Raw genomic sequence first — 14,175 nt, 5'->3', positions numbered from 1 at the left:
TTAATAATTAAATGGGGTCGCAAAATTAAAAATAAGGGTAATGCTTGTATCACAGTTTAAATGTGCAACAGCTTATCTTCGAGCGTGCCGGAAACAACCTAAAACCCTATCAGGGATTGAAACGACGGCTAAAAGATGAATTACCAAGTTATTGCCGCTGCCGGAAACAACCTAAAACCCTATCAGGGATTGAAACATGGTTTTAACTTTAGCTCAGAGATATCCCGGCGCGCCGGAAACAACCTAAAACCCTATCAGGGATTGAAACGCTTACCCGCTGCTGACATTTTGATGCGCGTTTCTGCCGGAAACAACCTAAAACCCTATCAGGGATTGAAACTGTACCTTGCAGCGCAAATCTTGCCGCCTGCTTATCCGCCGGAAACAACCTAAAACCCTATCAGGGATTGAAACTTGTAGCGGGTGCAAGCGCGTTAAACTTTGGCGGCCGGAAACAACCTAAAACCCTATCAGGGATTGAAACATTTTAGCACCGGAATCGATCGACTGTGACCGAAAAAATGCCGGAAACAACCTAAAACCCTATCAGGGATTGAAACTACTGAAACAGTCGGCAAAATGGCGTTCGCCTTTGATCGCCGGAAACAACCTAAAACCCTATCAGGGATTGAAACAAACACTACACAACAAAGCGCAGCAGAAATCAACGAGCCGGAAACAACCTAAAACCCTATCAGGGATTGAAACCGGCGCAAAATTACCGACGCAGCCTTAAGTGAAAATGCCGGAAACAACCTAAAACCCTATCAGGGATTGAAACATGAGCTTACCACGGCAATATTTGATAGGTATTCGGCCGGAAACAACCTAAAACCCTATCAGGGATTGAAACCTCTTGAGCCTGACCTACGAACGTGCTCAAATTGCCGGAAACAACCTAAAACCCTATCAGGGATTGAAACACTCTTTAGCCCACTTGTATATTGATCGGGATTTGTGCCGGAAACAACCTAAAACCCTATCAGGGATTGAAACTTAGAATTCTAATTGCAGAAGTTGCACCTTTGGTATGCCGGAAACAACCTAAAACCCTATCAGGGATTGAAACCTAGAGGTGGCGGTATTGTTTGGATTAAGCCTCTAGCCGGAAACAACCTAAAACCCTATCAGGGATTGAAACGAAGTTTTCCTTGATTTGCCCAGTTACGGATTCGGGCCGGAAACAACCTAAAACCCTATCAGGGATTGAAACATACCAAGTTATACCCCTACCCTGAAAACGGCTCCAGGCCGGAAACAACCTAAAACCCTATCAGGGATTGAAACCTAATTGCTGACATATTTTTAATCTGTGTAATGCTTGCCGGAAACAACCTAAAACCCTATCAGGGATTGAAACCTTATACTATATTATAATAGAAAACCCGGATTTGCCGGAAACAACCTAAAACCCTATCAGGGATTGAAACGGGGTCGTGTAACGTGCGGTTGCAGTAGTTGACAAGCCGGAAACAACCTAAAACCCTATCAGGGATTGAAACTCTTAGGTGCTGACACAAGCGCTTGGAAGGACTTAGGCCGGAAACAACCTAAAACCCTATCAGGGATTGAAACTTTAGAGATTGACAGCTTGCCTTCGTATACTGTCGAGCCGGAAACAACCTAAAACCCTATCAGGGATTGAAACTGCTAATGCAGCGCTGTAAGTATCGCCCAAAATCCAGCCGGAAACAACCTAAAACCCTATCAGGGATTGAAACAGGGGTCGGCTTAGAAAAGGCAGAAAACCGCGCTGGCCGGAAACAACCTAAAACCCTATCAGGGATTGAAACATTTGCTTGGAAACCCTACGGGTTTGCAAAATCTACAGCCGGAAACAACCTAAAACCCTATCAGGGATTGAAACCTATAATAAGTTTGCCCACCAGAGGAATTTGCAGGGGCCGGAAACAACCTAAAACCCTATCAGGGATTGAAACCCTGAACTTTACTTTGAAAAGTTATCAGCCCTTGCTGGCCGGAAACAACCTAAAACCCTATCAGGGATTGAAACTTTTGTTGTCATAATTTGTCAAGTCAAGTCTATAGCCGGAAACAACCTAAAACCCTATCAGGGATTGAAACTTAAACCTTGAGGACTGTGCCGCGAGTAGCTTCGGCCGGAAACAACCTAAAACCCTATCAGGGATTGAAACCTTTATAAGGAGCGCACAACAGCCGATACAAGCGCCGGAAACAACCTAAAACCCTATCAGGGATTGAAACAGTAGGATCGGCAACGTATTGCTGTGCTTTAACGCCGGAAACAACCTAAAACCCTATCAGGGATTGAAACTATTGGTGGCGCTTGGCTCAAACCTGAAAGAACCGATGCCGGAAACAACCTAAAACCCTATCAGGGATTGAAACTCTTTGACCTTCACCATAACACCCTGATATATCGAGCCGGAAACAACCTAAAACCCTATCAGGGATTGAAACCATTACTACTCGTCACTTGATGCGAGATGTGTTAGAGCCGGAAACAACCTAAAACCCTATCAGGGATTGAAACGTAGTTAACTTACTAGCTTGCTCTTGTTTTTTGGGCCGGAAACAACCTAAAACCCTATCAGGGATTGAAACGACACAGTATCATCTTGATAAACTTCGATTTGACACGCCGGAAACAACCTAAAACCCTATCAGGGATTGAAACATGGCCGCCACAAGCGCCGATGCAATCTCACCGCGCCGGAAACAACCTAAAACCCTATCAGGGATTGAAACATAAATTATGCTCAAGCAACATAATACGGTCTTTTTGCCGGAAACAACCTAAAACCCTATCAGGGATTGAAACATTCAACACCAAAGATGTACTAGCAGCGTTATTTACCAAAATGCCGGAAACAACCTAAAACCCTATCAGGGATTGAAACCAATGTGATTTAGCTGGCGAGTGTAGCCAGTCACGCCGGAAACAACCTAAAACCCTATCAGGGATTGAAACAATTCTCCAAAAGTTTCAGTTGTAATTCCCTGCTACAAGCCGGAAACAACCTAAAACCCTATCAGGGATTGAAACATCCAGAATTAGGCAAGAAAGTAGCAAAAAAAGCCGGAAACAACCTAAAACCCTATCAGGGATTGAAACCAAAAACAGGAATTTGCTCCACGTTAACAACTTGGCCGGAAACAACCTAAAACCCTATCAGGGATTGAAACTCAAAACGTAACAATTAACCACAGAATTAAACTTAAGCCGGAAACAACCTAAAACCCTATCAGGGATTGAAACAAATCCGAGATGCTGCTGATTCTGCTTATTCAGGCCGGAAACAACCTAAAACCCTATCAGGGATTGAAACTGGGTAGACGAAACGGAAGGTGGCAACAGATGGCGCCGGAAACAACCTAAAACCCTATCAGGGATTGAAACCCATGTTAGCTTGTCTAGCAAATACTGTACAGACGAGCCGGAAACAACTTAAAACCCTATCAGGGATTGAAACTTTCGGAAGTATTCAGCAGAGGAGGAGACAGGAGAAAAGAGGGTATTCTTCTCCTGACTCCTTCTGAGCCGGAAACAAGTTTACTTCCCACACTTGTCACAACACAGGTAGTGGTGATGGATAATCTCACATTTGATAAAAGTGGTCGGATTCAGGAATTGATTCAAACAGCAGGGTGTAGACTATTATATTTACCGCCATACTCTCCAGAGTTTAACAAAATTGAACAAAGAAGAGCCTTGGCTAAAAAGTCAAATTCGTAAACAGCTTGATGAGTTTGATTGCTTACATTTTGGCGACCCTTGGATGTCTTGCGCCTGGGAGCATAACACCGGCCGTTGCTATATGTAATTTCCCAGATTCTTCAGTTGAGACAACCTCAAAATTATGACCAATCAAACAACTTCTCCACTCCTACTCAGTCCCTTCAAAATCGGAGATTTACCCTTAAAAAATCGGGTAGTCATGGCACCCCTAACGAGGGCCAGAGCCGGTGAAGCGCGGATACCCAACGCCTTGATGACAGAGTATTACACTCAACGAGCCTCTGCTGGTTTAATCATTACAGAAGCCACCGTGGTTTCTACTCAAGCTAATGGTTGGCTCAATACGCCCGGTATTTATTCAGACGAACAAGGCGAAGCTTGGAAACAAGTTGTGAGTGCGGTTCATGCCCGCGAAACGCCGATTTTCATGCAGCTTTGGCACTGCGGACGAGCTTCCCACAGCAGTTTTCATGAAAACAATCAATTGCCAGTTGCAGCCTCTGCCATCAAAATAAACGGAGAAGACATTCATACCCCTGTGGGCAAACAGCCGTACGAAACTCCCCGCGCTCTAGAAACCGATGAAATCTCCCTGGTTGTAGAAGATTATCGCAAGGCGGCGGAACGGGCAAAAATGGCAGGTTTTGACGGTGTAGAAATTCACGCGGCAAACGGCTATCTCATTGACACATTCCTACAAACCAAAACCAATCACCGCACTGATTCCTATGGTGGCTCAGTTGAAAACCGTTACCGTTTTCTTAAAGAAATTGTAGAGGCGATTATCACAGTATTTCCGGCCAACAGAGTAGGGGTGAGACTTTCTCCCAATGGTATTTACAATGATATGGGTTCTCCCGAATATCGGGCAGATTTTCTGTATTTCGCGGAGCAGTTAAATGCCTATAGTTTAGCTTACCTTCACTTGGTGGACGGTCTGGCATTTGGCTTTCACGAATTAGGCACGCCGATGATGATAGGAGAGTTTCGCGATGTGTTTACAGGTGTGCTCGTCGGCAACTGCGGATATACTCAAGAACAGGCTGAAACGGCCCTGAGCAGCAAACTTGCGGATTTAATAGCTTTTGGTCGGGATTTTATCAGCAATCCTGACTTGGTAGAGCGTTTTACTAATGGTTGGCCGCTCAATCCGCCTGCTGAAATGGGCGTCTGGTATTCTTTTGGGCCTGAAGGTTATATCGATTTCCCTAGATATCAGGAATCGGCCACTATTTCTTAGTTTAGTTGGTTGGGGCGGGTTTATCAATAAATACCGAGTATGTGCATCATAGATAATGGTGAACCCGCCCCTAAAAGATTTATGGTTAGTTTCTCAAAATAAAAGTCGGAGTTGGAGCCATATTTAATTTTCATCGGCCGTTGAGAGCAAGCATCTCCTATTTGTAAAAACACTTCTTCTGCCTCGTGCCTCGTGCCTCGTGCCTCGTGCCTCCTGCCTCGTGCCTCCTGCCTCCACTTTTGGGCTTGGCTGCAAAAGTGAGAGGCTCCCAGTTGAGATCGAGAACGTTTCCCCATATCCTAATAACCATAGGGTACTTCCAAACATCCAAGCTGCTAGCTCAGCGTTTGAGTGCCTGAAAAAAATCAATAGCGGAAGCGCTTTTAACAAGATGGCACAAAATCACAAATCAACGGTTATCATTACCGGCGCTTCCTCCGGCGTCGGTTTGTACGGCGCGAAAGCTCTCGCAGACAAGGGATGGCACGTAGTCATGGCCTGTCGGGACGTGCGAAAAGCCGGAGACGCCGCCCGCGAGTTGGGCATACCTGAAGGCAGTTTCTCCATCATGGAGATTGACTTGGGCGATTTGGAGAGCGTGCGCCGGTTTGCTCGCGCATTTAAGGCCAGCGGCAGGCCTCTGGACGCTTTGGTGTGTAACGCGGCCATTTATATGCCTTTGATTAAGGAACCGCTGCGGAGCCCGGAGGGTTACGAGTTGACGATGACTACCAATCACTTGGGTCATTTCCTGCTGTGTAACCTGATGATGGAAAATATGAAGCCTTCCTATTATTCCGATGCCAGAATCGTGATTTTGGGAACTGTGACTCACAATCCAGATGAGTTGGGTGGGAAGATTCCGCCGCGCCCGGATTTAGGCAAATTTGAAGGTTTTGAAGCGGGTTTCAAAGACCCGATTTCGATGGTTGACGGCAAGAAGTTTGAACCGGTCAAGGCTTACAAAGATAGCAAAGTTTGCAATGTGCTGACGATGCGGGAATTGCACCGCCGCTTTCACGAATCCACGGGGATTACTTTCACTTCGCTGTATCCGGGATGCGTCGCGGATACGCCGCTGTTCCGCAACCACTATCCTTTGTTTCAGAAGCTGTTCCCGCTGTTTCAGAAGAATATCACCGGCGGTTATGTGTCCCAGGAGTTGGCGGGCGAAAGGCTGGCGATGGTGGTTGCTGATCCAGAATACAAGCAATCTGGGGCTTATTGGAGTTGGGGAAATCGCCAGAAAAAAGATGGTAAGTCTTTTGTGCAAAAGGTTTCTCCCCAGGCCCGCGATGATGAAAAAGGCGAGCGGATGTGGGAGTTGAGCGCTAAGTTGGTGGGATTGACTGACGGGGCCCAAATGGGTGCTGCGGCTAGTGCGGGCCGGTCTGCATAATTCAAAGTTACAAATCCCCTTTATCGGGCTTGGCAGTTGAAACGGCGTCTACGCACAGGAGGTGGGTAGACGCGGACTCAATAATAAAGGGGGTATTAAAGTCGGATTTGGTATGATGCACCAAAATCCAAGAAACCGGGTTTTTTAGTGGCTCTGCAGGCTGTAACTCACATCTTGCACTATTATTAAGAACAGGCAAGATGCCTGTTTCACAAGAAAATTCATCTCTTGTGGAACAGGCATCTTGCCTGTTCATAAAAAGATTATTGAGAAGGGTGCCATATCTCAGTTGTAGCGCGTCTTTTCGGACACAACCCGGTTTCTGGTTTACCCTGGCGTGCAGGAATGTTCTGGTGGCTGCCTTAGCATGAAAGCGTAGGTTTTGCAACAAAAAAAATTTGGTTTTTTTTACCGTTTACCATCGACTGACACGATATTTTTTCGGATAAGAACCAGGTTGGTGCGTAAGTCTTGGGAAATGAACAGCCGTCGATCGACCTTTTGGTTTGTAGCGTCGCCGAAACTGTTAGCTGCGACGGCTGTTTCGTTTTTTTGCTGTTAAGATTGATTTTTACTTGAGGGTGCTCTATTGCGGAAAATATTTTCACCCAATTATTCGAGATAATTAGATTCTATGGCTTGTCGCTCGCAAAAACTATTTTTATTCGCTGGCCTTTTTGGGTTAGTTTTGTTGGCAAAACCCGCGAAAACATCCGCTAGCACCGTTCAAATTTTGACCTCAAATGTTGAGGATTTGGCCGCAGTTAGCAGCAGAGGCGATCGAGCTTTAGCCCCTAACGAAACCACTTTTGACAAACGCGAAGACTTGCCGGTAAAAGACGAGGAAACGCAGTTACCCACAGAGTCAGAACACTCGGTGGCGGCGGAAACTCCCGACTTTCCACCTTCCTCGGCAAATTCAGTGGATGTGACATCTTACACCATTCTCAAGAACAGGCAAGATGCCTGTTCCACAACGAGTGAGTTTGATTGTGGGGTGGGCATCCTGCCCGCCAGTAAAAGGCTTATTGACAATGGTGCAACATCTCAGACCGATCGCACTTTCAGCACAATAACTCAAGAAACCGAGCTTTTTAACTCAGATCAAAAGCTAGAAGAAAATATTGACCGACAAAAAATTGATTTGGGTATCGATCGAGCCTCGCATCTGGCCCAACTGCCCAACCCAATTTTGCCGCGAGAACCCGAATTGCCAGCTCCTGAGCCGCCGCAACCGCCTGCGCCGTCTCCCCTCCAACCCACCCAGCCAACACCCGTTGAAAGCGAAATTAGACCGGGGATTCCGGGTACAATTAAGGTCGCTGGCTTTGAGTTTGAGGGCAACACGGCTTTTAGCGATCGCGAACTCGCAGAAGTTACGCAACAGTTTGCGGGCCGCGAAATCACCTTTGCCGAACTGATCGCAGCCGAAGCAGCAGTCACTCAAAAATATGTAGCGGCAGGATACATCAATTCCGGCGCTGTAATTCTCGCCAACCAAACCTTTCCGAGAGACGGAGGTGTGGTGAAAATTCGGATTGTAGAAGGCGGGTTAGATGAAATTGTGATTACTGGAAACAGGCGCTTAAATTCAAATTACGTGCGATCGCGCCTTGAGCGCGCTACCAGACGGCCCCTCAACCGCGATCGGTTGCTGGAAGCCTTGCAACTGCTGCAACTCGACCCCTTAATTGGCAATATTTCCGCCGAATTGCAAGCCGGAAGCCGCCCGGAAAACAGCCGCTTAGAAGTGCGCGTCAAAGAAGCAGACAGCTTTAGCGCTGAAGTGTTCGCAGACAACAATCGATCGCCCAGCGTCGGCAGTTTTCGGCGCGGTGTTCGCATCAATCAAGCAAATTTACTCGGTTTGGGCGATGGATTAGAGGTATCTTATGCTAACACCGACGGCAGCAACGAATTCAACGGCAGCTACACAGTCCCCGTCAACGCGCGCAACGGCACGATTGCGTTCGCTGCGAGTGCTGCTAGCACCAACATCATCGAGGAACCGTTTGATGCTGCCCAAATCGAAGGGAAATCGCGGACTTACGAGTTAACTTACCGCCAGCCGATTGTCGAAAAGCCCGATCGCACTTTGGCTTTGGGACTGAGTTTTTCGCGGCAAGAAAGCGATACATTCCTGTCGGGGGAACGATTTGCGCTTTCGGCGGGAGCAAACGATCGCGGCGAAACCCGGGTTTCGGCTGTGCGGTTTTTTCAAGAATACGTGCAGCGGAGTTCCAGCCAAGTGTTCGCGGCGCGATCGCAATTCTCCCTCGGTACTAATCTGTTTGGCGCTACTGCGAACGATAGCGGGCCTGACAGCCGCTTTCTGGCGTGGCGCGGCCAAGCCCAATACGTGCGGCTGTTAGCGCCAGAAACCTTGCTGATTGTGCGTTCTGATATTCAATTAGCCGATCGCCCCCTGCTTTCCCTCGAACAAATTGGGATCGGTGGCGTTCAAAGCGTGCGCGGATACCGCCAAGATTTGCTGTTAACTGATAGCGGTGCGATCGCCTCTGCAGAAGTGCGAATCCCGGTTTGGCGTGTCCCGGCAGTTAAGGGATTGTTGCAAGTCGCTCCGTTTATCGATTTTGGGGTAGGGTGGAACCATTCAGGAGAAAAGCCGAACCCTGACTCCGACAAACTGCTGGGTGCAGGTTTGGGGCTGGTTTGGCAGATGGGCGATCGATTGAATGTGCGTCTCGACTACGGTATTCCTTTGATAAATGCTCGATCGGGCGATCGAACTTTGCAGGAAAAAGGCTTATACTTTCGGATTAATTACTTTGCTTTCTAAATTTTAAGTTGGGTTGAGTGCGATCGAACGCTTCGCTTCGCCCAACACTTTCATCTTTAGCGCTGACGGTCAAATTTTATTAAGTGGCGGCCTCGATCGCACGATTAAACTGTGGGATATCCTGACAGGATGTTGTATTAGGACGTTGATGGGCGATCGGCTGTATGAAGGCATGAATATTCGAGGCCGGGCGGAATTGACGAATTCTCAAAAAGCGACATTGAAAGCGTTAGGGGCTTTGATTTGACACTCGATAGAGCTTCCGAATCATCTCCAAGGTCAGGCAGTGTTTACCAGATAACGCCTGAGTTAAGCGACCGCGCTGCGGGGTCGGCTTGAACGAATTGTTAGCCGTCAAGGCCGCGACTGGCTAATTTCTTCAAGCACTCCGGTTTGACCGTTGTTACATTTTCCAACTAGCAGCGAAATTGTGCTTGAGTAATTTTTCAGAACAGAGTAGCGTGTAGCAGTAATGCGTACACTCTTGCCTTCAAGTGAATAAACAATTTTAGAGTAGGTGCTATAGTCACCACGGGCCTTTGCAACGGGCATGACTGCACGAATTAGGTCTTTATATTTCGGTGCTGGAAACTCCAGGGTTCGCTGCCTCCCACCTGGGTAAGTCCGCACATTGCGAATCAGTGCTGTGTCGCAGTAAAGATCTGCTACGGCTGGATCAAATGCGCGCTCAAGCGATTGATAGTTAGCAAACACTTTTTCAGCTTTGTTTAGCTCGTTAGCTAGCACCGGATTGGTAAATAGCACAAGGAAGAGAATAGATTTCGTTAAGATTTTCATGAATAGTCCAAAGATTAAAATTGACGGCTAACTTATAAAAGTAATTTCATGCGGATAATGGAGCAGTCATAAACCGACGCTCGCGGTCAGCAGCATAAGCTATGCAGGCTTTTAAATCTTCTCGCGTCATATCGGGAAAATCACCCTTGAATTTCTGCTTCGGTCATCTCGGAAGCTAGGTACTCAAGCACTTCATAAACCGTAATTCGCAAGTCGCGTACACAAGGCTTACCACCGCGTTTATTTGGTTCGATCGTGATGTGATTTCGGTAGTTCATAGTTAGAATTATCGCGATCGTGTTCTCGACCTTTGCAAAATCTTAGCCTGTGGCTGCGGAGCTCGCAAGGTTGTCAATCTTGTTTTTAATACGATTTAACCCTTATTCTACGTCCCTAACTGCTGCAACAACTCTTGAATGGATAAAACAGGTATAGGCGAACTCAAGAAACCTTTATTATCGCGGGTCAGAATCGCATCTAACCCTTGAGCAACTGCACCAAAAATTTGAACAGCATCTTCAAAATCCACCAAACCAGAGTTGAAAGCTGATTCCAAAACGGCTCGATCAATAGGACAAATGACCATAGCAGTCAGCGTTTCTAAAACCGCTTGCCGTGCTTGCTCAACGCTGCGAGTATGTTTGCGAGAAATGTAGAAAATATCCGTGAGTGTTGTCGCTGTAACATAACCGATTAGTTGCCCAGCATCGATCGCTTGAAACAACAACTCCGCATCTTGAAAAAATGGCTCTCGCTGCAACAGAAAATCTAGGACAATGTTGGTATCAATTAAAACTCTCACTAAAGATACTTCTCCACCCGTCGCGCTTCCAACATTGCAGCCACGTCCTCATCTGTCGGTGCGGGTTGGTCTGTCTTTAGCAAGCCTCGCATCCGCTGAATCGCACCAGAACGATCGCCACTGGCAACTGGCTGATCTTGTAAGGACTCAATGATGGCGCCCACTAACGCAAGGCGATCGCTCGGTGGCAGTTTGAAGACCAGCTCCTTGACTTCTTGTAGTAACATAGACGGCTCCTAAGATTGAAGGTGTCTACCATCTAGTATGAATGATCGGACGCATATTCTACACACATATTTAAACAGAAACAGATTTCCTCAGCCGTCACACTGAAAAAAGCTATCTTTATTAGATTTGGGAAAAGTCCACTTTAGGGGTGAAAGAGAGTCGATCGAACACTGGGGCGATCGCACTGATATAATCCAAATATATAATTCTGATGGAACCGGAAACGATATTATTTATATAACAGGATTTAAGGTATGTCTCGCCTGTCTTCCGGCCTACTGTTTGTTTTCTTATTGCTATTTCCCTCGAAAACCTTCGCCCAAATCATTCCCGATAATACCCTGGGTCCGGAAAGTTCGCGGACCGAGACCGATACTATCAACAACTTACCCTCAGATAGAATCACTGGCGGCGCAACTCGCGGTGTTAACCTATTTCACAGTTGGCGCGAATTTAACATCCGTGAAGGGCGGGGAGCTTATTTTGAAAATCCCAGCGGAATTGCCAACATCTTCACCCGCGTTACGGGCGGCAACCCCTCAAATATTTTAGGAACTCTGGGAGTTTTAGGCAACGGTAATTTATTTTTAATTAATCCGAAAGGAATTATATTCGGCCCGAATGCGCGGTTAGATTTGCGCGGTTCGTTTATCGGTTCAACGGCTGACAGTATTGTGTTTAATAACGGCTTTGAATTCACCAGCACCAACCCGCAAACATCCCCGCTGTTAACCGTTAATATTCCCGTTGGTTTAAGATTTAGAGACAATCCCGGTGCAATTGCCAATCAATCGACGGCTGTAGGAAAGGTAAACCTGCCAGCCTCTGCTGTGCAAATTCCGATTAGCGATCGAGTTGGTTTAGCAGTAGAACCCGGTCAAACTTTAGCACTGATTGGCGGCGATATCCAACTTCAAGGCGGCAATTTAACCGCCAGCGGCGGACAAATTTTACTCGGTAGCGCAACGAGTCCCGGTTTAGTTAATTTTGCACTGACAGCGGGGGAAAATGGAAATTTAACTTTAAATTATGACAATATTCAAAACTTCGGCAATATTCAAATATCCGATGGAACACTTATCAACACCAGCGGAATTGGTGGCGGCCGCATAGAGTTAACAGGTGGAAATGTCGCCCTCAGCAATGCGCGAATTTATGCGCTGACACTGGGAAATATTGATGGTAGAGGTATCGATATCAGCGCTCAAAAGTTGCGGGTGGAAAATGGCACGCAATTTTCTACTTTGACTCTAGGAGATGGTGCAGGAGGCAATATCAACTTCCGCGCTGCTGATTCAGTAGAAATGATCGGGCTGGGAGTTGAGGGCTATCAACAGGTTGCAATTAAATATTTGGTATCGGGAACTACAGACCCTTTTGACCCGCTAATGATGCTGTTTAATGCTAGTGCTGGTGCTGGTTGGGGGGGGAATATTACGATCGACACCGGCCGCCTGCTCTTCAACAATGGGGTAGTAGGTAGCGGTATCACTTTTGGCGGTGGTAATGGGGGAAATTTAATCATTCGCGCCAATACTTTTGAGATGGTGGGTTCTGGAATTAACAACGGGACAGCTAAAGAAAGTAGCGGTGCGGGAGGAAGTATTAGTGTTGATGTGGGGAAATTAATTATGCGCGACGGTTCTATTCTGGGTAGCACAAGCTACAGCAGCGGCCCGTCGGGGAATATCAACATTAAAGCTGCTGAATCAGTAGAATTGTCTAACACCGGTCCGACAACAGTTGTGTCAACCGGAATTAGCACCCTGAGTATCGGCTCTAACGGCAGGGCGGGGAATATTAACGTCGATACCAAGCGGTTGACTCTCTCTGGAGGTTCTGCGTTTACAGTAGGAACGGGTGTGTTAATTGGCAGGTTTTTGTTTTCTCAGGATGGGGGGCCTGCTGGAAATTTAACAGTTAGGGCGACTGAATCAGTAGAAATTTCAGGTATTTCTCAACTTTTGACCAGCGGAATTCAGAGTGCTAGTGCGCTGAGTTCTGGAACTTTGAGCTCTAGTCCGGGCGGGGAGATTCGCATTGATACGCCAAGCCTAACCGTGCGGGATGGGGCGGTAGTTTCTACGAGCTCTTTGGGGGTGGGAGATGGGGGGAATATTACTGTTAATGCCGATCGCATTGAGGTCAGCGGCAGCGGAAATAATGGTCTGTTTATCAGTACAATTGATGCTTCGGTGGGCAAGATATTTGGTACTAATCCCAATGCTACGGCAAATGCGGGTTCGTTGAATCTGAATGCCGATCGACTAATTGTCAGAGATGGAGCTACAGTGACAGTGCAGGCTACGGGAACCGGACGCGCTGGTAATATTAATGTTGTCGCAAATTCGATCGCTCTTGATAACAAAGCGATGATTGACGGCACGACTGTATCCGGTACTGGAGCAAATATTAACCTGCAAGCACGAGATATCCAATTGCGCCGCAACAGCCGAATTACCACGGATGCAGGCACTTCTGACGGCGGCAATATCAACATCAACAGCAACATTCTTCTCGCCCTCCCGCAAGAAAACAGCGACATTACAGCCAACGCCCGCACAGCAGGCGGCGGCCGCGTCAATATCAATGTCCCCAATGTTTTTGGCTTTACAGCAGCGAGTCGCGAACAAGTCAGAAACAGGTTGGGGATCAGTGACGCCGAATTTGCAGCGTTGCAAGTAAGTCCTACTTCTCTCATTCCTAGCAGCGACATCGCCGCGATTTCCCAAAGTGGCGGCGCGGCTTTGCAAGGGGCGGTAACATTTAGTTCTGTTGGGGTGAATCCCGTTCAAGGTTTAGTGGAACTGCCGCAAAATGTGGTCAATCCGGCTGCGTTAATTGCTGCAAATCCCTGCATCCAAGGGGCCGAGAACGAGTTTACTGTGACGGGGCGGGGGGGATTGCCACCAAGCCCTCACGAGGTTCTCAGCAGCGCAGAAGAACCGTTGCCGTGGGTGGAACCAGCGGTAGGTGAAAGTCAGCACATAGAAGGTCAAAGAGCATCCATAGAAGTTCGACCAACAGAAATTATGCCCGCTCAAGGTTGGGTAATGGACGATCGAGGACAAGTAACGCTGGTAGCCTATAATTCTGGTGGTGGTGCATCTTTTCGCAGTCCGAATTCGACGAGTGTTTGCGTACCTCGATAGGTACTCTTCAGGTTTTAGCTAATCCCTCGCTATTT

General features: G+C 47.3%; 9 protein-coding genes, 1 pseudogene and 1 CRISPR repeat array. Of the genes and pseudogenes, 6 read left to right on the top strand and 4 right to left on the bottom strand.

The window, feature by feature from the left end; translation table 11 throughout:
* Positions 1-86: 86 nt before the first annotated feature.
* Positions 87-3,455: direct repeats of the CRISPR family, unit length 37 nt; unit sequence GCCGGAAACAACCTAAAACCCTATCAGGGATTGAAAC.
* Between the two features lie 110 nt (positions 3,456-3,565).
* The 5 genes from QUA90_RS23525 (at position 3,566) to QUA90_RS23505 (ending at position 9,407) form a co-directional block, all read left to right on the top strand.
* Positions 3,566-3,718: a transposase gene (locus QUA90_RS23525; RefSeq protein ID WP_445242833.1), complete on the top strand. Its 153-nt coding sequence runs from the start codon at positions 3,566-3,568 to the stop codon at positions 3,716-3,718.
* Between the two features lie 124 nt (positions 3,719-3,842).
* A complete protein-coding gene (locus tag QUA90_RS23520) occupies positions 3,843-4,961 on the top strand; it encodes an alkene reductase (RefSeq protein WP_333448050.1) in 1,119 nt (372 codons plus the stop codon).
* A 391-nt stretch (positions 4,962-5,352) separates the two neighbouring features.
* Entirely contained in the window at positions 5,353-6,360 is a 1,008-nt protein-coding gene (locus QUA90_RS23515; protein WP_333038163.1) for a protochlorophyllide reductase, read from the top strand.
* 634 nt (positions 6,361-6,994) lie between these two features.
* Positions 6,995-9,160, top strand: coding sequence for a ShlB/FhaC/HecB family hemolysin secretion/activation protein (locus tag QUA90_RS23510; protein ID WP_333448048.1), 2,166 nt, complete (start codon positions 6,995-6,997; stop codon positions 9,158-9,160).
* A gap of 13 nt (positions 9,161-9,173) precedes the next feature.
* Positions 9,174-9,407 carry a hypothetical protein gene (locus QUA90_RS23505; RefSeq protein WP_333389006.1) on the top strand — a complete coding sequence of 78 codons (234 nt, stop codon included), beginning with the start codon at positions 9,174-9,176 and terminating at the stop codon, positions 9,405-9,407.
* A 107-nt stretch (positions 9,408-9,514) separates the two neighbouring features.
* Here QUA90_RS23505 and QUA90_RS23500 read toward each other — a convergent pair whose 3' ends face one another.
* The 4 genes and pseudogenes from QUA90_RS23500 to QUA90_RS23485 all read right to left on the bottom strand — a co-directional run bounded on the left by QUA90_RS23500 (position 9,515) and on the right by QUA90_RS23485 (position 10,987).
* Positions 9,515-9,958, bottom strand: coding sequence for a hypothetical protein (locus QUA90_RS23500; RefSeq protein ID WP_333200967.1), 444 nt, complete (start codon positions 9,956-9,958; stop codon positions 9,515-9,517).
* A gap of 46 nt (positions 9,959-10,004) precedes the next feature.
* Positions 10,005-10,236, bottom strand: a pseudogene (locus tag QUA90_RS23495) (DUF433 domain-containing protein).
* Between the two features lie 107 nt (positions 10,237-10,343).
* Positions 10,344-10,760 carry a PIN domain-containing protein gene (locus QUA90_RS23490; RefSeq protein ID WP_333218637.1) on the bottom strand — a complete coding sequence of 139 codons (417 nt, stop codon included), beginning with the start codon at positions 10,758-10,760 and terminating at the stop codon, positions 10,344-10,346.
* A complete protein-coding gene (locus QUA90_RS23485) occupies positions 10,760-10,987 on the bottom strand; it encodes a hypothetical protein (RefSeq protein WP_333389005.1) in 228 nt (75 codons plus the stop codon). The genes QUA90_RS23490 and QUA90_RS23485 overlap by 1 nt, the downstream gene beginning before the upstream one ends.
* Positions 10,988-11,242: 255 nt before the next feature.
* Here QUA90_RS23485 and QUA90_RS23480 point away from each other — a divergent pair, with 255 nt between their 5' ends.
* Entirely contained in the window at positions 11,243-14,140 is a 2,898-nt protein-coding gene (locus tag QUA90_RS23480; RefSeq protein WP_333448046.1) for a two-partner secretion domain-containing protein, read from the top strand.
* Positions 14,141-14,175: the final 35 nt, after the last annotated feature.

The sequence above is a fragment of the Microcoleus sp. D3_18_C4 genome (assembly GCF_036702355.1).
In the GTDB taxonomy this organism is placed as follows: Bacteria; Cyanobacteriota; Cyanobacteriia; order Cyanobacteriales; family Microcoleaceae; genus Microcoleus.
This window is presented reverse-complemented; position numbering and strand designations above follow the sequence as displayed.